Source organism: Ruegeria sp. ANG10 (assembly GCF_040705255.1).
GTDB lineage: Bacteria > Pseudomonadota > Alphaproteobacteria > Rhodobacterales > Rhodobacteraceae > Ruegeria.
Map to the genome: position 1 here is coordinate 1 of NZ_JBFCVU010000004.1, position 21,804 is coordinate 21,804.

Consider the following 21,804-nt stretch of genomic DNA (forward strand, 5'->3'; position numbering starts at 1 on the left):
GACACTGCTTATGCTCTCCCATGATCCCCATCGGATACTGGACAGGCATCTCCCAACCCGCAAAATCAACCAGCTTACCTCCCAACTCAACATGAAGATCGTAGAGAGGAGTGCGTTTCGGTTCGGTCATAGCTGTAGCCTTTCAATCAGCGGGACTGGTCACGGACAACCATGACGGTGCAATGCGCGTTGCGTACGACACGGGCCAGGTTCGGGCCAATCTCATAGTTTGGGAAATCGCCCTTGGTCGACGCCATGACGATCAGATCGAAGCCTTCCTTATAGGCAAGCTTCAGGATTTCGCGGTAGACGCTGCCTTCTTCGACATGCACAGGCACGTCTGCGGCGTCGGCATGATCCAGAATGGCCTGAACCGCATTGCGCACGTGGTCTTTGGCGCCCGCGCCATAGTTGGCGGGTAGGTTCGGCAACTGGATGATCTCGGGGATGACGGCGACAGCATGCAGTTCGGCACCGTAGAACTTTGCTTGTTCCAATGCGGTCGGCAGGGCCAATTTCCACGAGCGTTCGTCAGTGTGGTCAATAGGCAGCAGGATTTTCGTGGCCATCACGTCTCTCCTCGAGATATGGAATTCTGTTTCAAAGGCGGGGGGCCGGGCTGGCCCCCCGTTTTTTCTCGGGGCCGGATTACTCGGCTGGCGAGCCGCCCGGTTCTTCTGATTTGCCGCCTGAGGCAAAGAACTCTTTCGTCAGTTTGAAGACGATCGGGCTCAACAGGGCCAAGGCGATCAGGTTCGGGATGGCCATCATGGCGTTCAGCGTATCCGCCAACAGCCACACAAAGCCCAGATCCGCAGTTGCGCCGAAGTAGATCGCGACGATCCACAGGATGCGGTAGGGGAGCAGGGATTTGACGCCCAGCAGGAACTCGACGCATTTCTCGCCATAGAACGACCAACCCAGGATGGTGGTGAAGGCAAAGATCGACAGCGCGATTGCGATCAAGTGACCGCCGCCCGGCAAAGAGGTCGCAAATGCCAGCGAGGTCAGGGCAGCGCCCGATTCACCCGAGGTCCATGCGCCGGTCGAGATGATTGCCAGACCGGTGATCGAGCAGACAATGATGGTGTCGATGAACGTACCCAGCATCGCGATCAGGCCCTGATTGACCGGACCTTTGGTCTCGGCTGCTGCGTGTGCGATCGGGGCCGAACCAAGACCGGCTTCGTTCGAGAACACGCCCCGTGCCACACCAAAGCGGATCGCGGCCCATACGGCTGCACCGGCGAAACCACCTTCGGCCGCTGATGGAGTGAAGGCATAGGTGAAGACCAGCGACAGCGCGTTGCCAATCTCGCCGATGTTGATGATCAGAACCAGCAGGCCAGCGATGATGTAGGCAATTGCCATGGCCGGAACCAATTTACCGGCAACTGCACCAATGCGAGTGATGCCGCCCAAGATAACGGCTGCGGTCAGGACCATCAGAACAACACCGGTGACAGAAGTGTTCACACCGAAGTTCGATTCCAGAACCTGTGCCACACCGTTGGCCTGCACGCCGTTACCGATGCCGAAGGCCGCGATTGCGCCGAACAGGGCAAATGCAACGCCCAGCCAGGCCCATTTTGCGCCGAGGCCGTTCTTGATGTAGTACATCGGGCCGCCGACAAAGTTGCCCAGCTCATCTTTTTCACGGTATTTCACCGCGCAGACGGCTTCGGCATATTTGGTGGCCATGCCCACCAGGGCGGTCATCCACATCCAGAACAAGGCGCCCGGACCGCCCAGGAAGACAGCAGTGGCCACACCGGCGATGTTACCCGTACCGATGGTCGCCGACAGCGAGGTCATCAGCGCGTTGAACGGGCTGATCTGCCCATCGCCTTGACCTTCACGGCCTTTGAACAGCAGGCTGAAGCCCGTGCCAATGCGCAGGATCGGCATAAATTTCAGCCCCACCTGCAGGAAGAAGCCGACGCCAAGGATGAGAACCAGCATCAACGGCCCCCATACGACGCCATTAATGGCCCCTACAATTGAATTTAACGCTTCCATGGTTTCCCTCCCAATAGCGTTAGGTTTATGCCCCGGCAGCAATGGCCCGCTGGCGGGCTTGCTTGAGGGCGGCAAAGTCTTCGTCCGCGTGGAACGAGGAACGGGTCAACGGAGTGGCTGACACGTGCAGAAAGCCCTTGGAGCGTGCGATTTGCTCCAGTTGGGCGAATTCGTCCGGAGACCAGAAACGATCAATCGGGTGGTGTTTCGCGGTCGGTTGCAGGTATTGCCCGACCGTCAGAAAATCGACCTGAGCCGCGCGCAAGTCATCCATCACCTGCCGCACGTCGTTCAGAGTTTCTCCCAACCCGACCATCAGGCCGGACTTGGTGAAAATTTCGGGGTTGGCGCGCTTGGCATCGTCCAGCAATCGCAGCGAGGCATAGTAGCGCGCGCCAGGACGCACCGACGGGTACAGGTGCGGAACGGTTTCCAAGTTGTGGTTGAAGACGTCCGGGGCGGCGTCGAACACGACATCCGCCGCATCGCCTTTGCCCAGAAAGTCGGGGGTCAGAACCTCAACCGTTGTGCCCGGATTTTGGTGGCGGACGGCCCGGATGGTCTGAGCGATATGTTCAGCCCCGCCATCGGCCAGATCGTCCCGGTCCACGGAAGTGATCACCACATGGCGCAGGCCCAGCTTCTTCACCGCCGCTGCGACGCGGCCCGGTTCAAATGCGTCCAATGCATCGGGACGGCCGGTGGCAACATTGCAGAAGGAGCAACCGCGAGTGCAGATCTCGCCCATGATCATCATGGTGGCGTGGCGTTTGGACCAGCACTCGCCGATATTGGGGCAGGCGGCCTCTTCACAGACGGTCGCCAGATTGTGGTCGCGCATCAAGCGACGCGTTTCGTAATATTCGGCGCTGTCGCCCTTTTTCTTACGAATCCACTTGGGTTTGCGCGGGATGACACTGTCTGCCTTCTTGGCCTTTTCGGGGTGGCGTGGGCGAAGCTGGATGGTCATCTGGCAGGTCCCTTTTAGGCGTGGATTGCGCGACCCATGGCGTCAAGGCAGGCTTCTTTGACCGCCTCGCCCATGGCTGGGTGTGCATGACAAGTGGTTGCGACCTCGGCGACGGTGGCGCCCTTGGTCATGGCCAGAACCAACTCGGCAATCAGGTCTCCTCCGTGAGCACCACAGATGTGGGCGCCCAGGATTTTGCCGCTTGGGTCCGCCAGAACCTTGACTGCGCCATCGGTATCACCAGTCGAACGGGCGCGCGAGTTGGCCATGAAGGCGAACTTGCCAACCGAATACTCGGTGCCAGCCTCTTTCAGCGCTTCTTCGGTCAGACCCACCGAGGCAACCTCGGGGTCGGTATAAACGACGCCCGGCACAGTGTTGTAATCAACGTGACCAACTTGACCTGCCAGAGTTTCCACGCAGGCGACGCCGTCTTCTTCGGCCTTGTGCGCCAGCATCGGGCCGGGCACGCAGTCGCCGATGGCGTAGATGCCGGGAACCGAGGTTTGGAACGTCTTGTCGACCTCAATGAAGCCACGCTGGCTTACTGCAACGCCCAGCTCTTCCAGGCCCAGCCCACGGGTGACCGGCCGGCGGCCAACGGCGATCAGCACCTTATCAGCCTCGATCGCTTCTTCCTTGTCCTTGCCGACGCGATCAACGGTCAGCACCAGACCGGTATCGGTCTTTTCGACCGTTTTCAGCGCACGACCCAGCTGGAATTTCAACCCGCGCTTGGACAGAGCGCGCTGCGCCAGCTTGGCGATCTCACCATCAATGCCGGGCAGAACGCGGTCTAGATACTCGACCACGGTGACCTTTGCGCCCAAACGGGCCCAAACCTGACCTAGCTCCAGTCCGATCACACCTGCGCCGATCACGACCAGATGCTCCGGTACGCTTTCCAACGCAATCGCACCGGTCGAGCTGAGGATGTCCTGCTCGTCGATCTCGATCCCAGGCAGCGAGGTCGGTTCCGAGCCGGTGGCGATCAGAATGTCTTTCGCCTGATAGACATTATTGCCTACTTTGACCTGCCCGGCGGCGGGGATGCTGGCCCAACCTTCGATATGGTCTACACCGTTCTTTTTGAACAAAAACGCGATGCCTTTGGTCAGGTCGCCTACGATCTTGTCCTTGCGCCCCATCATCGCGGGTACGTCGATGCTGGCCCCCTCGACCGCAATGCCGTGGGAGGAGAGATGTGCAAGTTCGGCATACTTGGCCGAGGAGGTCAGCAACGCTTTGGAGGGGATGCATCCCACGTTCAGACAGGTCCCGCCAAGTGCCCCGCGCCCTTCGACACAGGCCACTTTCAGTCCAAGCTGAGCCGCGCGGATCGCAGCGACATAGCCGCCCGGTCCGCCCCCGATGACAATCAGATCGTAGGTCATGGCGTTCTCTTTCAGTAGATCGGGTGGCTCGCGCAGAGCGCGCGCACTTTTGCACGGGTCGCTTGTTCAACGGCTTCGTCCCCGCCGGGGTTCTGCGCCAGCGCGTCCAGAACGTCACCGATCAGGTGGCCGATCTGCTTGAATTCTTCGGGGCCAAAGCCACGGCTGCAACCGGCCGCAGTACCCAGACGAATACCGCTGGTGATGGTGGGTTTTTCAGGGTCACCGGGCACGCTGTTTTTGTTGCAGGTAAAACCGGCACGCTCCAGCGCGGCTTCGGCGTCTTTACCGGTCACGCCAACTGGGCGCAGATCCACCAGCATCAGATGGTTTTCTGTGCCGCCCGAGACGATGTCGCAACCGCGCGCCATCATTACGTTGGCCAGAGCCGAGGCGCTGTCGACCACGCGCTGCATGTACTCTTTGAACTCGGGCTTCTGTGCTTCGCCAAAGGCGACTGCCTTGCCTGCGATCACGTGCATCAGCGGGCCGCCCTGCAAGCCGGGGAACACAGCCGAGTTGATCTTTTTCGCCAGCGCTTCGTCGTTTGTCAGGATGATCCCACCGCGTGGACCGCGTAGGGTTTTATGCGTGGTCGACGTTACGATATGCGCGTGGCCGATGGGCGAGGGGTGCAGGCCGGTCGCAACCAGCCCGGCGATATGGGCCATGTCTGCCAGCAGCCAGGCACCAACCTCATCCGCAATCGCGCGGAAACGGGCAAAGTCGATTTTCTGTGAATAGGCCGACGCGCCTGCAATGATCAGTTGGGGCTTTTCGGCCTTGGCCAGTGCTTCGACCTGATCATAGTCGATCAAGCCGGCTTCGCTCAGGCCATACTGGATCGGACGGAACCATTTGCCGGATTGCGCCGGTTTCGCGCCATGGGTCAGGTGGCCTCCTGCGTCCAACGACATGCCCAGAATAGTGTCGCCGGGGCTGAGCAGCGCTAGCTTGACCGCCCCGTTTGCCTGCGCGCCTGAATGGGGCTGCACGTTCGCATATTCGCAGCCAAACAGCTGCTTCAACCGGTCGATGGCTTCCTGCTCGACCTCATCCACATATTCACACCCGCCATAGTAACGGCGACCGGGATACCCTTCGGCATACTTGTTGGTCAGCACCGAGCCCTGAGCGTCAATCACAGCCTGAGAGACGATGTTTTCAGATGCGATCAGCTCGATCTGTTCGGCCTGACGTGCGCCCTCGCGTGCAATCGATGCAGCAATGGTCGGATCGGCCTGTGTAAGCGACGTTTTGAACATGGTCATCTCCTCTGATTTCGAATCTCCGGTCCGAAACTAAGTTTCCTATAGTGGAATTGATTCCCTTAAAGCAACATAAATTTCTTATTCGTGAAGTTGCGTGCAACTAAGGGAATATGTAACCTTTGATAGAACGGGGAGATTTTTATGGGCGAAGACCAAAGAAACGAAGGTGTTACACCAGAAGAGCTGGATGACGGTGCGGCCTTGGGGCGTTCCATCCGCGACGCGCGTCGGGAAAAAGGCTGGACACTGGAAGAAGCCGGGCGGGCGGCAGGTATCGGTCGGTCGACCCTGTCGAAGATCGAAAACAATCAGACCAAACCCAGTTTCGAGATCGTACGGCGGCTGACGCAGGCGCTGGATCTAAACCCGCCACAGCTTTTTCTTCAGTCGGGCCAATCAGGCATAAACGGCCGACGGGACTATACCCCCAAGGGGCAGGGTGAGTTCCGCGAGACTGCAACCTATCTGCATGAATTGCTGTGTTCGGATCTGACAAGCAAACGCATGCTGCCTTATGTTGCCACGATCCGGGCCCGCGATATTTCGGAGTTTGACCCTTGGATTCGCCACTCGGGCGAAGAATTTATGTATGTGCTGAGCGGTGAGTTGATTTTCATCTCGGAACACTACCGCCCTCTGCTGATGAAAGCGGGTGATTCACTGTATTATGACAGCAGCATGGGGCATGGCTGTGTGTCGACCAGTGAAGAAGACGCTCAGGTTCTATGGGTGTCGCTGGAATAGGAGACGCATTTAGAAAACCTGGCGTTACCGCAGTTTATTACCTTTCCGGTGTGGCTTAGGTTTCGCACGCGGAAGAACTAAAAACCCAGCTTATGGAAATTTCAATTTTGGGATCAGACGTCTTGGGATGGACCGCTAAAACCTGCTGTGATCCTATGCTGTCGCGGTTTATGAACAATCTATGCGGTCAACTTCGTATATTGTTATTTTCTTAGCGGCCACTGCCGCCAGCATCGGCCTGTATCTGGTGTCCTACCAATACTTCCTATCCGAGGAGCTTTCGAAAGCGCAGGGTCGGCTTTCTCTCTACCACAGCTCGGTGAACGGCGAACTCGACCGGTTTTCCCATCTTACATATGTGCTGTCGCAAGATTCCTATGTCATCGGAACGGCCGAAGGAGACAGCACCGGAACTTTGAACCGACGGTTCGAGGATTTTGCGGCGCAGGCGGGGCTGGATGCGATCTATCTGATGGATGAAGACGGGATCACCATTTCCGCATCGAACTACCGCGACATCGGCAGCTTTGTGGGACAGAACTATGCCTTCCGCCCCTATTTCCAAACCGCCCTCGCGGGCGAGCAAGGTCGGTTCTATGCGATTGGCGCGACAACCGGATTGCCGGGCTACTTCATCGCCAATGTAGTGCTGGATAGCGGGGCCGATCCAACTGGCGTAGTTGCCATCAAGATTGACTTTTCCGACCTTCAGGAAAGCTGGAGGAATTCTGGCGAACAGGTCTTGCTGGCAAATGAGGACGGGGTTGTTCTTTTGTCTTCGAACCCGGATTGGCAGTACAGCGTGCTAAATCCCCTGACGCAGCAGCAACAAGACAAGATCCGGCTGGCGAGACAGTTTCCGGGACAGACCCTTGACCCATTAGATTGGACCGAATTGCCGGGTGATCAAGTCAGGATTTCGGGCGCAAGACGCTTGCATCTGGCCACCACCGACCTGCCGCATGGGTGGTCGCTGCACTATTTTGCTAGTGACGACCGTGCTGTAGCGCGAAGCTGGCTTGTGACGGCGATTTTTGTCCTTTTGGCCGGGCTCGCCTTTATCTTTTTCCAGATACAACGCGCGCGGCGCGTGAGCTTGGCCCTGGCGCGGTCCGAGCAAGAAGAAGCAATGCTGCGCGAGGCGAATGAACGGCTTGCTGTCGAAGTTGAAGACCGCAAAACAGCCGAGCGGCGTCTCAAACGCACGCAGGGAGAGTTGGAGCGTGCAAGCAGATTGGCCGCCCTGGGGCAGCTCTCGGCCTCTGTCACTCATGAACTGGGCCAACCTATTGCCGCCATGCGCAATCATCTGGTTGCAGCCGAGATCGGGGCGTCCGGCCAATCCACGCTCACGCGGAAAATCGGCAATCTTGTTGATCGAATGGAGGGTATCACGCGCCAACTGCGGTTCTTTGCGCGGTCAGAAAGCGAAGTTTTCGGCGACGTGGAACTTTGTAACTCTGTCAATGCTGCGCTGGCCCTGATCGCTCCAAATATCGAGCAGGGAAAGGTGAGAATATCGCATGATACACCGCACGGTCCTGTTCTTATCCGAGGTATTGCCCTGCGCGTAGAACAGGTCATCACCAATCTTTTACGCAATGCCATAGATGCAACCGAAGCAACGGAAGAACCTGAAATCCATATCAATGTGTCGGTTTCCAATGATGTGGCTGCGCTGGAAATTCAAGACAATGGGCACGGATTGGGGGGTGCAACGCTGGCTGAGCTGCAGGAGCCATTTGTGACCACAAAAGAAAGTGGGCGTGGTATGGGCTTGGGGCTGGCCATTTCCGCCAGCATTGTCAAAGATCACAACGGCACCATCACGGCCCGGAACCGGGATGGCGGCGGAACCGTTTTCCGTGTCACCTTCCCAATGGCCTTGAGACCGGAAGAACCGAAAGAATGACACTGCAGCAACCCTTCAATGTTCTGGTCGTCGACGATGACAAGTCGATGCGGCAATCTCTTGTCGAGCTGCTTGAAGCTGCGGGTTGGACAGTCAGCGCCGTGTCGCGGGCAACGCAGGTTGCCGAATATCTGACCAATGCCACGCCAGATGCCATCCTTTCGGATGTGCGAATGCCTGGCATGTCAGGCCTTGAGTTGTTGGCCAGCTTGGACAAACGGGTCGCGCCACTGGTGGTTCTCATCTCAGCACATGGCGATATACCAATGGCGGTGCAGGCCATTCAGGACGGTGCATATGGGTTTATCGAAAAACCCTATGAACCGCGGCGACTGCTTACCGTCCTGACGCACGCGGCCGAGCAAAATCGCATGCGCAAAAGCAACGCACGGCTGAAGGACAGGCTTTTAAAACTGTCCGGGCTGGATCGCATTCTGCTTGGCGAGACGGACGCTATTGCAGCATTACGGCAAGAGGTTCTTGATCTTGCGGATACCTCTGTCGCTGTCCTGTTGCAGGGGGATACTGGAACCGGAAAGGAACTGGTTGCCCATGCTTTGCACGATTTGGGTGGTTCGCCAGATGCGCCGTTTCTTGCCCTCAATTGCGCAGCTTTGTCGCCCGATACGTTCGAGGCCGAAATGTTTGGCGTCGTGGGCGTATCGGATGGACGGCTGGTGGCGGCGTCAGGCGGAACCTTGTTTCTGGATGAAATCTGCTCATGCCCGCTTGCAGTACAGGCCAAGTTGCTAAGGGTCCTCGAAGACCAACACGTGCTGCCTGTGGGCGCAGTCACCCCCACGCCGGTGAGCTTCCGGGTTATTTCAGCGACTAACGAAGACGTGGAATTGGCGGCCGAGGAGGGGCGATTGCGCCAGGACCTTTTGTTCCGGTTGAATACGTTCGTTTTGACCTTGCCCCCGCTGCGCCAGCGAAGGGATGATCTGGTTCTTTTGGCAACGCATTTTCTGAACGAATACGCTCAGGTTTACGAGATTGATGCGCCCGAACTTACTCAGGACGATCTGGCCGCCCTGCTTGCACATGACTGGCCGGGCAATGTGCGTGAGCTACGCCATGTCTGCGAGCGACGCGTTTTGACCGCCCGCCGCGGCAGCGGGTCGCTGACGCAGGCAATCCAAAGCGATCAGCACTTTGAAGATGTCCCGGATACATTGCGCGAAGCGGTTGCCGCTTTCGAACGCGAGCTTATCGGTAAAGCTATCAAGGCGCATAAAGGCCGTATGGACGCCGCCGCCGAAGCTCTTGGGATCGGACGTCGCACGCTCAATGAAAAGATCGTCAAGCTTGGCTTGGACAAAGAGGCGTTGTTGTAGGCGAAACCACCCTGCGGAAATCCGCAGGGCACTTGGAATACTGCCCGCATTTTCCTTCATAGTCAGGCTGCACCGCGTTCTGAATACTCCGCCCAAACGAATTGCGTGATCTGGGAGGAGCCACTATGCGCAAACACCTTAACCGGGCGGCCATCGCCGCCCTGTCGCTGACCGTCGCATCCGAAGCACTGGCTGTTGAATGGAATGTTTCCCTGTGGGGCAAGCGCCGCGCCTTTACCGAGCATGTCGAGAAACTTGCCGAACTGGTAAACGAAAAGACCAATGGCGAGTTTACCCTGAACATCAGCTATGGCGGATTGTCGAAGAATAAGGAAAACCTCGACGGTATCTCGATCGGGGCTTTCGAAATGGCCCAGTTCTGTGCCGGGTACCACCGCGACAAGAACCCTTCGATCACCGTTTTGGAGTTGCCGTTTCTGGGCGTGACTTCGCTGGAACAGGAGGTCGATCTGTCGATGGCCGTCTATCAACACCCGGCCGTGGTCGAGGATCTGGCACGCTGGGACGCGACTCTGCTGATGCCGTCGCCTTTGCCGCAATACAACCTTGTGGGGGTTGGTGAAGCGCCGAAATCTCTGGCCGATTTTGAAGGTCTGAGCGTGCGTGCCACTGGCGGCATCGGTAAGGCGATGGAAACCGTCGGCGCGGTTCCAACGTCGATGTCTGCGTCCGAAGTGCGACAGGCGATGGACAGCGGCATTGTCAAAGCCGTCAGCTTTGCGCCCCATGCGCATATGTCGTTTGGCACCATCGAAAACGGCACGTGGTGGACCACAAACCTGAACCCCGGCACCGTCAACTGCCCGGTTGTGGTGAACACGTTGGCGCTTGAAGACCTGTCTGCTGAGCATCGTGAGGCGCTGATGGGATCGGTTGAAGAAGCACTGAATCATTACGTGGACCATTACCAGAGCAAAACGATGGAAGCCTGGGGCCCCGAGCTTGATCAGCGCGGTATCGAGCGAGTGACATTCAGTGACGAAGAAATCGCCGCCTTCAAAGAGGCCGCAGCATCACCCGCTGCGGAGGCCTGGATTGCCGAGAACACCGAACGCGGCCTGCCGGCACAAGAACTCTATGACCTGGTGACAGGCAAGATCGCCAGCGGCAGCTAATCCACTCACTTCCCGGCGGCGGCCAAATTGTCGCCGGGAACCTGTTTTTCTGACAGCGGAGCATTACGATGGCCGGGTCCTCTTTGGTACTGTCCGACGACAGCCTACTCAGCAATCTCGATCAACGCCTTTACAAGCTGGAAGGCATCCTGGCCCTGATAAGCGGTTTTGCGGTGTTTTCGCTGATGTTGATGGCTGTGGTCTCTGTCGGCGGCAGGAATTTCGCCAATGCCCCACTTCCAGGGTATGTCGACTGGATCGAACAGGCCATGCCGCTGATTGCGTTCATGGGCATATCCTACACGCAGCGCGATGGCGGCCATATTCGAATGGATATGGTCGTGGGCTCGCTTAAGGGGCGGGCGCTGTACATCGTCGAGTTTGTAACGACTGCTATCATTCTGGCGCTTATCGTTTTGCTGATCTGGGGAAGCTGGGCGCATTTTGCACGCAGTTTCGACTTCGGCGCCCCGCTATGGAGCCGCGACAGTTCCATCGATATCGGCATCCCCCTGTGGCCAGCTAAATTGTTGGCGCCGGTGGCCTTCAGTGTTCTTTGTCTAAGGCTTGTTCTTCAACTTTGGGCCTATGCCCGCGCAATCCGCCATCCTGAGCAGTCGCCTGTCGCCGTCCCGCTTATCGCTGATGCCGCGACCCAGGCCGCAATGGAAGCCGAGCATGTCTCGGGCCACGACAACTGAGGTAAATTCTGATGGAACCCATTGAAATTGGTCTGATTGTATCGGGTGGTATGCTTGTTCTTGTGGTGCTGGGGATGCGCGTGGCCTTTGCCGCGGCGACTGCTGGCATGGTTGGTTTGATCTGGATCTTTTGGGCCAAATTTGGATACGACCCGGCGCGGTTCGGCAAAGCGGTGACCGTGGCTGTCAAAACCGCCGGGCAAGTACCGCATTCCAAAATCTCGAGCCAGGCGCTGAGCCTTATCCCGACCTTCATTCTGATCGGATACCTCGCCTATTACGCGGGCTTGACCAAGGCACTGTTCGAAGCCGCCAAACGATGGTTGGCTTGGGTGCCCGGTGGGTTGGCGGTATCAACCGTATTTGCAACCGCCGGGTTCGCAGCAGTGTCGGGGGCTTCGGTTGCCACTTCGGCTGTGTTTGCCCGCATCGCCATCCCCGAGATGTTGAAGATTGGCTACGACAAGCGCTTTGCAGCAGGCGTTGTCGCGGCCGGTGGAACCTTGGCCTCGCTGATCCCGCCCTCGGCCATTTTGGTCATCTATGCGATCATCGTGGAACAGGATGTGGGCAAGCTGCTGTTGGCTGGTTTTATTCCGGGCATGTTTTCAGCTGTGATCTACGGTCTGCTGATCATTGGCATGGCCGTAGTGATCAAAGATTTTGGTCCAGCCGTCAAAGGCTTTACGTGGAAAGAACGGTTCCTGTCGCTGCCGCCTGCATTGCCCATCGTGATCGTCGTCGTGACCATCATCTTCTTTGTCTACAACCCATTCGGAGGGGATGCCTGGGGCACGCCGACCGAAGGCGGCGCAATCGGAGCTTTCGTGGTGTTCCTGATGGCGCTGTACCAGGGCATGCGCTGGTCTGAACTGAAAGATGCACTGTTAGAAACAGCCAAGCTGAGTGTCATGATCTTCACCATCATCTGGGGCGTGCTGGTCTATGTTCGTTTTCTGGGATTTGCAGAGCTGCCAAATGCGTTTTCCGACTGGATAACCTCGCTTGAGATGTCGCCTATGCTGATCCTGATCTGCATCCTTCTGGCTTATGCTGTTCTGGGCATGTTCATGGACGCGATTGGGATGTTGTTGCTGACACTGCCGGTCGTTTACCCAGCTGTCATGGCGTTGAACGGCGGTGAAGCTGTCAGCGCTGCTGAAAGCACATTCGGGATGTCCGGCCCAATGTGCGCGATCTGGTTTGGCATTCTCGTGGTCAAAATGGCCGAGTTCTGTTTGATCACGCCGCCCATCGGATTGAATTGTTTTGTTGTTGCCGGGGTGCGCGACGACCTGAGCGTTCAGGACGTTTTCAAAGGTGTGACCCCGTTCTTTCTGGCAGACGCAGCGACAATCGCGTTATTGGTTGCCTTCCCGGCAATCGTTCTGTGGCTTCCCGGTCAGGTTTGAGCGGCCATTGAATTGGATGCGGCAGGTGTTCGCCTGTGAAATCGGATGCAAATGCAGCCTGCTGGTATAGCAGGCTGCGTCGGCTTCGGTTCTGCAACAAAATGAGCTTTCGCCGCGATTGAACGCAACTCGGCTTATCTGAATTCTTAAGCCGAAAGGGGTTTGCTCTCGCCAGTTTAGTTTTCGCCTTTTTTGCGGTGCTATGGAGTCTTTTGAGCCCAAGGTTGGCGCCTCATACGCCTTCAAATACGCAATTGACAATTTTGGACGCGGTTTTACAAAATTGGCCATGACGCAGCCAATTGACCGTAAGCTAGACATCATTGTTTTGGTGAGCCCGCATTTCAATGTTTCGGCGACGACGTCATTTGTAGATCCTTTCAGAGTCGCGAATTACCTAACGGGATCGTCTCGATTTTCTTGGACTTATGCCTCAGACGCCGGCGGCTTGGTTGAAACCAGCAGCGGATTGGTCGTTGAAACCATCCCATTGGCTGACGTGATGGGGCGCAAGCCTTGGCTAGTTCTTGTAAGTACCAGTTGGACACCTGAACGTCATGGAACACCTCAGTTCAAGGTCGCGCTTCAGAAATGGGAGGCAGGTGGAGTAATCGTCGGTGGTTTGGATACCGGTGCGATTGTTCTTGCGACGGCTGGGTTGCTCAAAGGCAAAACCGCGACGGTTCACTACGAACATATCGATGCCTTTGCAGAAATGGCCCATGACACGACCGTTTCAGAGAATATGTTTGTTACGGACGGCAGGATTTTCACGTGTTGTGGGGGATCGGCTGCAACCGATCTAGGGTTGCGATTTGTACATTCTGTCGCGGGTGAAAGTATTGCCAATGCGTCTGCGCGATACCTGTTTCATCATAATGTGCGCGGTGAAGGCCAGTCTCAGAACCCCAAAGACGCAGAGCCGTTGGGCTATGTCACCTCTGATTTCGTCCGGGATGCGATTGATCTGATGGAGGCGCATTTGGAAGCCACTTTGTCGATCCCTGAAATCTCGGCGCAATTGAAGATCTCGCAACGACAGCTAAGCAGATTGTTCCGGCAATACGTTCAAAAGTCGCCGGTCGAGTATTACCGTGACATTCGCCTTGATCGCGCGCGTGGATTGGTGACGCAAACCGAGCTGAAGTTCAGCGAGATCGCAGAAGCATCCGGGTTCAACGGGCAGGTTCACTTCAGCCGGGCCTATCGCAAGCGCTTTGGCCTGACGCCAAGTGCCGACCGCGTTGAAGGCCGTACGCCGTTTGAGTTTCGCGCTTGGCCGATGTTCAAGCCTGACATCAAGTCCGAAGGTGTTGAGTAACCTTTTGCATGGCTGTCAGCATCTTGTCACGTTGTACTGACAACTCTTCTGTGCTTTGCCCTTGTGCTTGTGCTGTGATGCCGTCGACCAGTTTTTGAATTACTTCCTCATCAAGACGAGGATCGCCCAGATCATCCCACCAGCTGTTGAACGTGTCTTTGAAATGGTCACAAAAGGCCTGCAATCCACCGTCACCTGCGCCCAAATGAAACAAGGTCGTCGGACCCATCGCTGCCCACCGTAATCCCGGTCCGGCCCACATTGCCGTATCGATGTCTTCGACACTGGCGACACCTTCGACCGCCATATGCACGGCCTCGCGCCAGACTGCGGCTTGCAACCGGTTCGCGACATGCCCAGGCATGCCCTTCTTGATCCGGATCGTGACCTTGCCAATGTCTTTGTAGAACGCCTCGGTGCGGTCCAAAATATCCGAACCTGTGGCGGCGTTTGCTGTCAGTTCGACCAGTGGGATAAGGTGAGGTGGGTTAAACGGATGACCTAAGATCAGTTTTCTTGGATCGCGCCATCCTTCTTGCAAAGCTTCCAGCGTCAGACCTGAGGTCGAGCTTGAAACTATTGCGTCACAGTTCAACTCTGGCTCGATCTCCGCATAGATCGAATGCTTGATCGGCAACCTCTCTGGCACGTTCTCTTGAATGAATTGCGCGTTTCGCACCGCCTCGGCAGCGGTCGGCACAAAAGTGATCGCATCACGGGTGGCGCGGCCAGTTTGGCTCAAATCCTCTAACGCAGGCCACGCCTTTTCGATGTATTTGCGGACCGATGCCTCGGCGTTCGGATCGGGGTCAAAGACAGTCACGCTTCGGCCTGAGGCGAGAAACAGCGCCGCCCAACTAGCTCCGATGACGCCAGCGCCAAGGATAGCAGTACTTTGAATTTCTGACATCAGAATAGTCCTGGATTAAGGGGCGAGGCCGCCGTCATGCCGCCGTCCACAGTGAACAACTGTCCGGTCGCAAAAGACGATTCGTCAGAGGCCAACCACACAGCCATCGCAGCAACATCGGCAGGTTTGCCAAAGCGTTTGACCGCGTGGCGAGCCAGCGCATCGGCTTTAGCCTTTGCCGGGTCTTGGGCGAGGTCGAACCCTGCGTCCAGCATTCCCGTCTCGATCCATCCCGGGCAGATCGCATTGCAGCGCACCGCTGGTCCATGGTCTACTGCAATTGAACGAGTGAGCCCATGAACAAAGGCCTTTGACGCATTGTAGAGCGCCATTGACGGGTCCGCGACATTGCCCGAAATCGAACCGATGTTGATGATCGAACCACCCTGAGACATTTCTGGAATAAAGGCGCGGCAACAGTTAAAAACGCCTCGCGCGTTTACGCCCATCACCAGGTCCCAATCCGCGTTCGAGCTTTCGGTCACAGTTTTTTCGACCTGAACGCCGGCGTTGTTTACAAGGATATCGGTCCCACCGACAGTCCAGACGATCTGTGCAACTGCTTCGGGGTCGCAAACATCCAGACTGTACCAAATCACGCTGTCCGACAGATCATCTGGTCGGGGGCCGCGCCCGCAGGTGGTGACAGCAGCCCCTTCAGCCACGAACGCCTCAACAATGCCGCGTCCAATCCCTTGTTTGCCGCCTGTCACAAAGGCGCGTTTACCAGCCAACCGCATCAGTGTGCTACCATCACATGACGGATCGCGGTGTAAGCATCCAGCGCATAAATCGACATATCACTGCCCGTGCCCGAACCTTTCATCGCGGCCCAGGGCATCTCGGGGGTTGCAACCCCGTGCGTGTTGACCCACGTAAACCCGTAGCGCAGTTTGGACGTCATTTGCATCGCGCGCCCGACATCTCGTGTCCAGACCGATGAGGCCAGCCCATAGGGCCCGTTGTTGGCGATCTTCAGCGCCTCTTCTGCGTTAGAAAAACGCGATACCGTTATTACGGGGCCAAAGACCTCATTGCAGGCAATCTCTGCGTTGTTGTCGACATTGGCGATAACAGTGGGCTGGTAGAAAAACCCATTTTCGTCCCCATTCGCCCCGCCGGAAACGATTTCAGAACTGCTGCGCGCGCGGTTCACAAAACCCGCAACGCGGTCCCGCTGAGCGGCAGAGACAAGGGGGCCCATTTCTGTTCCTTTGGCTTTCGGCGCACCGATCTGGATCTGACTGACCTGATCGGCAATGGCGGCCACAAGCTTGTCGTAGACATTTTCTGCAACCATCACGCGGCAAGGCTGTGCGCAGTCCTGACCGGCGTTGAAGTAACTGCCAAATCGGATCGTCTCGGCCACAGCCTCAAGATCAGCATCATCAAAGACTATAACCGGCGCTTTGCCGCCAAGCTCCAGATGAACATGTCTAATCTGCTGGGATGCAGCCTGCATTGCAGCCATGCCAGTCGCCGGAGATCCCGTAACGCTGATCCCTTCCATCTGTGGGCTGTTCATCAAGGCATTCCCGACGTTGGGCCCGCGACCGTGGATCACGTTCAGCACGCCTTTTGGCACAACGTCTTGCAACAATTCAGCCAATCGCAGAGTCGAGAGAGGCGTGATCTCGGACGGTTTCAACACAACAGAACATCCCGCCGCAATTGGTGCGGCAATCTTCCAGGACGCCATCATCAGCGGGTAATTCCAGGGCGCGATCGCCGCAACGGGGCCAATCGGATCACGCCGGATCATCGACGTATGACCCGCGACATACTCACCAGCAGCAGACCCCATCATGGTGCGTGCAGCACCGGCAAAAAAGCGAAACACATCAATCGTCAGCGGCATCTCATCATCAAGAGCTGACGGCCAGGGCTTGCCCACATCAAGGCTTTCAAGTTCGGCCAACTCCTGACTGTTCGCCTCGATAACATCGGCTATTTGTAGCAAGATCGCAGCGCGTTCTGCGGGGGGCGTGGCCGAAAAGGTCTCAAATGCCTCTGCTGAACCGCGCACTGCTGCCTTGATCTGTTCATCGTTGGCTTCATTTACCTTTCCGATAACTTCGCCCGTTGCAGGGTTCAGGACATCCAAAGCCTCTCCTGCACCTTCAACCACTTCGCCGTTGATCAACATTTTTGTTTGCATATGCGTCTCCTCAGAACCCGACCTGATCGCCGCCTTTAAGCGCGAGCCGCGCGCGCGCCTCAGCCGGAGTGGCGACCGTAAGACCAAGGCTTTCAATGATTGTTCGGATGCGCGTGACTTGTTCGGCATTGGATTTTGCCAACTCACCCTTGCCGATGAACAGGCTATCTTCGAGTCCCACGCGTAGGTTGCCGCCCCGCATGGCGCTTTGGGTCGCAAAAGGCATCTGGTGACGTCCAGCGGCAAGAACCGACCATTCGTAATTCTCTGCACCGAACAGCTTGTCGGCCGTGTTGTGCATGTGGGTTAGATGATCGGCATCCGCGCCAACACCACCCAAGATGCCGAACACCATCTGAATGAAAAAAGGCGGTTTGATCAGGTCCTGATCGACGAACCATTTGACGTTGTAGAGATGGCCAAGGTCATAGCATTCGAACTCGAATTTGGTGCCATGATCTCCACCAAGTTTTTCGATGGCGTAACGAATGGTTTTGAAGGTGTTGGGAAAGATAAAGTCTTCCGTCATCTCCAAAAATGGCTTTTCCCAATCGTGCTGAAACTCGGTGTATTTTTGCAGCATCGGAAAGATGCCAAAGTTCATGGAGCCCATGTTGAGCGATGCCATTTCTGGGCTTGTTGAGGTCGCCGCCAACAGCCGCTCGTCCATCGACATGCCCAAGCCGCCGCCGGTCGAGACATTCATCACCACATCGGTGGACTGCTTGATTACAGGCAGGAATTGCTTGAACAGCTCAGGTCGTGGGTCGGGTTTTCCAGTTTCCGGGTGCCGCGCGTGTAAGTGGATGATCGAAGCACCCGCTTGTGCCGCTTCAATACTGGCCGTCGCGATCTCGGCTGGCGTAATCGGCAGATAGGGGGACATTGACGGGGTATGGATGCCGCCCGTTGGCGCACAGGTGATGATTACGGGTTTGGGCATCAGAGCTTCATCTGCTGCACTTGTGCAGACAGCCCCCCATCCAGAACCCACAACTGGCCAGAGGCGTATCGCGCTTCGTCCGAGGCAAGCCAGTTGACCAGGTTTGCAATATCCGTAGGTGTCCCGTAGGTGCGCGTCGGATGAACATCGCGCACGGCCTGTTGCAGCGTTTCAATATTGCCGCCGCCACCACCAGATCCATCCCCGTTAAAGAAGCTCTGCAGCATTGGGGTGTCGATATAGCCGGGGCAAATGGCGTTCACACGGATACCTTCAGGACCATGGTCACAGGCCATTGCACGGGTCAACGCGTGTACCGCACCTTTCGTTGCGCAATAGGCCGCAAGGCCGGGATCTGCAATGAACCCATCGTAGGACCCGAAGTTGATAAGGCTTGCGCTGTTCCCCGTTTTCGCCGCTTCGCGCATCAACGGGATGGCGTATTTCGAGGTCAGGAACGTGCCAGTGGAATTTACCGCAAAGCTTTGGTTCCATTCCTCCAGCGTGGTTTCCTCAACCGTTTTTTCGATCTCGATCCCGGCCGCGTTCACAAGAATGTCCAGTTTGCCATGTGCCGAGCGCACATGATCCATTGCGGCAATCGCGTCTGACTCTTGCGTCACATCCAGTTTTACAAAATGGCTGCCATCGTCGTCATGTTGGTCCAATGACCCTTCCGGTGTCAGGTCAGCGGCAAATACAGTTGCACCTTCTCTTAGGAATCGCGCGACAATCGCACGCCCGATACCTCCACGCGCGCCAGTCACAAGGGCGATTTTTCCGTTCAGCATCATTGGTTTTAATCCTTCAGCGGCGGATAGCGATAGCGGCTCGCGGCCACCGTCCAATCCATATTGTTGCGTACGTACTGCTGGCTGGCGTCTGACGGCGGGTTATAGTCCCAAGGCTCGCTGGCACCGGCCTCCATCGCCGCATGCAGCGCGCGGCGCGATTTTTGCGTTGCAATTATCTTGTCGCGCAAATCACTGCCGTCCCAACGTTCGGTGACTTCGGTAGCAAACCGAGTGGCTGCGTCCGCATAGTCAGGATCCGAAGCGACGTTTTTCGTTTCCATAGGATCAGCGCTTAGGTCGTAGAGTTGAGGTGGATCGCTGTCGCAGTGAATATACTTCAAGGGACCGCGCCGGATCATGATCACGGGATAGCCCGTCATTTCAGCACAATATTCACCGATAGCTTCATCGACCGGGTCGTCTTCGCCCCGTGCCAAAGGCATCAAGCTGCGACCGTCGATCGGTTCTCCGATCATAGTCTCGTCACCACCACCAATGTCGATAAATGTCGGTAGTAGATCGACAAGCGACACGGCATTCTGCACGGTCCCAACAGCAATGCCCGGTCCGGCCATGACCAGTGGAACGCGTGCCGAATGCTCGAAGAAGTTCATTTTGTACCAAAGCCCACGCTCGCCCAACATGTCGCCGTGGTCGGCCGTGACAATCACAATGGTGTTGTCCAACTCTCCGGCCTCTTCGAGGGTTTGAACCAGCTCTCCGATTTTGCTGTCGAAGTAGCTGACATTGGCCAGATACGCACGGCGCGCGCGGCGTATTTCTTCGTCGGTCAAGGGCACATAAGACGCTTCAATCCCATCCATCAAACGGCGCGAAAACGGGTCCTGATCCTCCAGCGCGGGCACAAAGGTGGGCATGTCAATGTCGTTGTCCGCATACAGATTCCACCATTCTGGTCGGGTCACATACGGATCATGCGGGTGGATAAAACTTGCCACCATCGCAAAGGGCGCATCGTTCCCAAGCGCCTTGTCGCGGGCCAAATCAAAAAGCCAACGTTTGGCAGCAAAGCCCACCTCGTCGTCATAGTCGATCTGGAAGGTTGCATGGGCCAAGCCGCTTTCCTTGACCGTCTGCATATTGTGATACCACTTGTCGATCCGCTCGTCGGGGGCCTCCCAATCTGGGGTCCACGCGAAATCTGCCGGGTAGATATCGGTCGTTACCCTGTCTTCGAACCCATGCATCTGATCCGGGCCAATGAAATGCATTTTGCCGGAAAGGCAGGTGCGGTAGCCCAGCGATTTGAGGTAATGCGCAAAGGTTGGCACCGATGCCTTGAATTCGGATGCGTTGTCATAGGCTGCAATGCGGCTGATATGCTGACCCGACATAAAGGCAAACCGTGAAGGCGCGCAGAGTGGGGAATTGCAGTAGGCGGCATCAAAGCGCATGCCGCGTGCCGCCAGCGCATCAAGATGCGGTGTATTGGCGATCTTATGCCCATAAGCCCCAGTGAAGTGCGGAGCCAACTGGTCCGCCATGATCACGAGGATATTTGGCCGCGTCACGCAGCACCTTTTGCATAAGCATCCAGGACCAAACCATGGAAGTGATGTACGGCGTGCTCAGACTTGCCGGACCCATCAGGGTCATTGACGATCCGACCTTGGGTGAACGCAGGTGTGTTCATCCCGCGCTGCACACTTTCGACAAGGCTTATGTCTTCGACCTGAAGAACTTCGTCCAGATAGCGAATTGCATCCAACTCCATCGCGTCAGGTTCTGGCGTCTCAAGGAAGAAGTCGTAGGTTTCTAGCGTTCGGTCTGGCCCGACAGGGATGATGTTCAGCACGATCATGCTGGACCGTCCCGGATACCGCATCAGGCAGGTGGTTGGGTAAAGCCACCACACCGCATGGGTTTTGACAGTGGCATTCGACACGTCATAAGCGGTATTTGGGCTGGTGCCCGCGTCAGCCATGTGGCTGGAGTAAATACCGTAGGTTGTGACCTTGTAGGTATCCATATCCACGAGGTCACAAAAATCCTTATGTGCCGTAGGGCAGTGATAGCATTCCAGGAAGTTGTCCACGACGTTCTTCCAGTTCGACTTGATGTCATAGGTCAGACGGTGGCCAAAAGTGAGTTTATCCACATCCGGCGCCCAGTGACGCACCTCGGTTTCCAAATTTCCGGATTGGTCTGACAAAGAGGCAGCCGTCGGATCCAAATTGACGAAAACAAAACCGCAAAACTCTTCGACTTGCACTTCGTCGAGACAAATCTCGTCTTTGCTGAAGTCTTCGAGGTTTTCGGTATGTGGCGCACGTGCCAATTGCCCGTCAAGCTTATAGACCCAAGCATGATAGGGGCACATGATCCGTGTGGTATTGCCTTCGCCAGACAGCAATTCGTGCGCACGGTGCTTACAGACATTGTAAAAGGCGCGAAGTTTGCCTTCTCTATCACGCACAACGGCAATGGGTTGGCCGGCAATATCCACCGTTACATACGATCCTGGCTCACGCGTTTTCTCGACATGACATACCCATTGCCAGGTTCTGGACAGGATTGAGCGAAGGTCAGCGTCAAACCATTTGCCCTCGGTATAGGCAGCAGCCTGCAACGAAAACGAGCGTGATGGATTAGCGTGATAGCCAAATGAAATCGTTTCTGAATCAGTCATGTCGCCCCTCCCAAGGTAGGTTAATCCTACTTCAGGTGAATTTTGGAGTTATGCGAAATTAGCCGATTTTTTGATTTTATTCGCCAGAGCAGGATAGGCTGCATCCTTGAGTGACAGGTACTTGGATCAAGG

At 56.5% G+C, this 21,804-nt stretch carries 19 protein-coding genes and 1 pseudogene; 7 read left to right on the forward strand and 13 right to left on the reverse strand.

Annotation, left to right across the window (positions count from 1 at the left end; genetic code table 11):
* The 6 genes and pseudogenes from gcvT to glyA form a co-directional block, all read right to left on the reverse strand.
* Positions 1-130 (reverse strand): annotated as a pseudogene (gcvT, locus tag AB1A64_RS09920) (glycine cleavage system aminomethyltransferase GcvT); the annotation flags it as partial.
* A 16-nt stretch (positions 131-146) separates the two neighbouring features.
* Complete coding sequence (locus tag AB1A64_RS09925) at positions 147-569, reverse strand: universal stress protein (protein WP_366551263.1); 423 nt, start codon at positions 567-569, stop codon at positions 147-149.
* Positions 570-648: 79 nt separating this feature from the next.
* Positions 649-2,019, reverse strand: a complete 1,371-nt coding sequence (locus AB1A64_RS09930; RefSeq protein ID WP_366551264.1) for a sodium:alanine symporter family protein — start codon at positions 2,017-2,019, stop codon at positions 649-651.
* Between the two features lie 25 nt (positions 2,020-2,044).
* Positions 2,045-2,989, reverse strand: coding sequence for a lipoyl synthase (gene lipA, locus AB1A64_RS09935; protein WP_366551265.1), 945 nt, complete (start codon positions 2,987-2,989; stop codon positions 2,045-2,047).
* Between the two features lie 14 nt (positions 2,990-3,003).
* Positions 3,004-4,383, reverse strand: coding sequence for a dihydrolipoyl dehydrogenase (lpdA, locus tag AB1A64_RS09940; RefSeq protein WP_366551266.1), 1,380 nt, complete (start codon positions 4,381-4,383; stop codon positions 3,004-3,006).
* A gap of 11 nt (positions 4,384-4,394) precedes the next feature.
* Positions 4,395-5,648, reverse strand: coding sequence for a serine hydroxymethyltransferase (gene glyA, locus AB1A64_RS09945; protein ID WP_366551267.1), 1,254 nt, complete (start codon positions 5,646-5,648; stop codon positions 4,395-4,397).
* A 147-nt stretch (positions 5,649-5,795) separates the two neighbouring features.
* On the opposite strand from glyA, the gene AB1A64_RS09950 reads away from it, so the two are divergent.
* From AB1A64_RS09950 to AB1A64_RS09980, 7 genes are all read left to right on the forward strand, one after another.
* Positions 5,796-6,398, forward strand: a complete 603-nt coding sequence (locus AB1A64_RS09950; RefSeq protein WP_366551268.1) for an XRE family transcriptional regulator — start codon at positions 5,796-5,798, stop codon at positions 6,396-6,398.
* A gap of 181 nt (positions 6,399-6,579) precedes the next feature.
* Entirely contained in the window at positions 6,580-8,310 is a 1,731-nt protein-coding gene (locus tag AB1A64_RS09955) for an ATP-binding protein (RefSeq protein WP_366551269.1), read from the forward strand.
* Positions 8,307-9,647, forward strand: coding sequence for a sigma-54 dependent transcriptional regulator (locus AB1A64_RS09960; RefSeq protein WP_366551270.1), 1,341 nt, complete (start codon positions 8,307-8,309; stop codon positions 9,645-9,647). The genes AB1A64_RS09955 and AB1A64_RS09960 overlap by 4 nt, the downstream gene beginning before the upstream one ends.
* Positions 9,648-9,772: 125 nt before the next feature.
* Positions 9,773-10,783, forward strand: a complete 1,011-nt coding sequence (gene dctP / locus AB1A64_RS09965; RefSeq protein WP_366551271.1) for a TRAP transporter substrate-binding protein DctP — start codon at positions 9,773-9,775, stop codon at positions 10,781-10,783.
* A gap of 68 nt (positions 10,784-10,851) precedes the next feature.
* Positions 10,852-11,484, forward strand: coding sequence for a TRAP transporter small permease (locus AB1A64_RS09970; RefSeq protein WP_366551272.1), 633 nt, complete (start codon positions 10,852-10,854; stop codon positions 11,482-11,484).
* Positions 11,485-11,495: 11 nt separating this feature from the next.
* Positions 11,496-12,896: a TRAP transporter large permease gene (locus AB1A64_RS09975; protein ID WP_366551273.1), complete on the forward strand. Its 1,401-nt coding sequence runs from the start codon at positions 11,496-11,498 to the stop codon at positions 12,894-12,896.
* A gap of 448 nt (positions 12,897-13,344) precedes the next feature.
* The gene (locus AB1A64_RS09980; RefSeq protein WP_366551274.1) at positions 13,345-14,217 is read left to right on the forward strand and encodes a helix-turn-helix domain-containing protein; all 873 of its coding nucleotides are present in this window, start codon (positions 13,345-13,347) and stop codon (positions 14,215-14,217) included.
* Here the strand turns inward: AB1A64_RS09980 and AB1A64_RS09985 are convergent.
* Genes AB1A64_RS09985 through AB1A64_RS10015 form a run of 7 tightly spaced genes read right to left on the reverse strand, consistent with a single transcriptional unit; the run spans position 14,195 to position 21,672 of the window.
* Complete coding sequence (locus AB1A64_RS09985) at positions 14,195-15,127, reverse strand: 3-hydroxyacyl-CoA dehydrogenase NAD-binding domain-containing protein (protein ID WP_366551275.1); 933 nt, start codon at positions 15,125-15,127, stop codon at positions 14,195-14,197. The two genes, AB1A64_RS09980 and AB1A64_RS09985, sit on opposite strands and share 23 nt — an antisense overlap.
* Positions 15,127-15,867 (reverse strand): SDR family oxidoreductase, encoded by a 741-nt coding sequence (locus tag AB1A64_RS09990; protein WP_366551276.1) that lies wholly within the window; start codon positions 15,865-15,867, stop codon positions 15,127-15,129. The genes AB1A64_RS09985 and AB1A64_RS09990 overlap by 1 nt, the downstream gene beginning before the upstream one ends.
* Positions 15,867-17,285, reverse strand: a complete 1,419-nt coding sequence (locus AB1A64_RS09995) for a gamma-aminobutyraldehyde dehydrogenase (protein ID WP_366551277.1) — start codon at positions 17,283-17,285, stop codon at positions 15,867-15,869. The genes AB1A64_RS09990 and AB1A64_RS09995 overlap by 1 nt, the downstream gene beginning before the upstream one ends.
* Positions 17,286-17,295: 10 nt before the next feature.
* Complete coding sequence (locus tag AB1A64_RS10000) at positions 17,296-18,228, reverse strand: 3-keto-5-aminohexanoate cleavage protein (RefSeq protein WP_366551278.1); 933 nt, start codon at positions 18,226-18,228, stop codon at positions 17,296-17,298.
* Positions 18,228-19,022 (reverse strand): SDR family oxidoreductase, encoded by a 795-nt coding sequence (locus tag AB1A64_RS10005; protein WP_366551279.1) that lies wholly within the window; start codon positions 19,020-19,022, stop codon positions 18,228-18,230. The genes AB1A64_RS10000 and AB1A64_RS10005 overlap by 1 nt, the downstream gene beginning before the upstream one ends.
* A gap of 5 nt (positions 19,023-19,027) precedes the next feature.
* The gene (betC, locus tag AB1A64_RS10010) at positions 19,028-20,554 is read right to left on the reverse strand and encodes a choline-sulfatase (protein WP_366551280.1); all 1,527 of its coding nucleotides are present in this window, start codon (positions 20,552-20,554) and stop codon (positions 19,028-19,030) included.
* Positions 20,551-21,672: a ring-hydroxylating oxygenase subunit alpha gene (locus AB1A64_RS10015; RefSeq protein WP_366551281.1), complete on the reverse strand. Its 1,122-nt coding sequence runs from the start codon at positions 21,670-21,672 to the stop codon at positions 20,551-20,553. The genes betC and AB1A64_RS10015 overlap by 4 nt, the downstream gene beginning before the upstream one ends.
* Between the last annotated feature and the right edge of the window lie 132 nt (positions 21,673-21,804).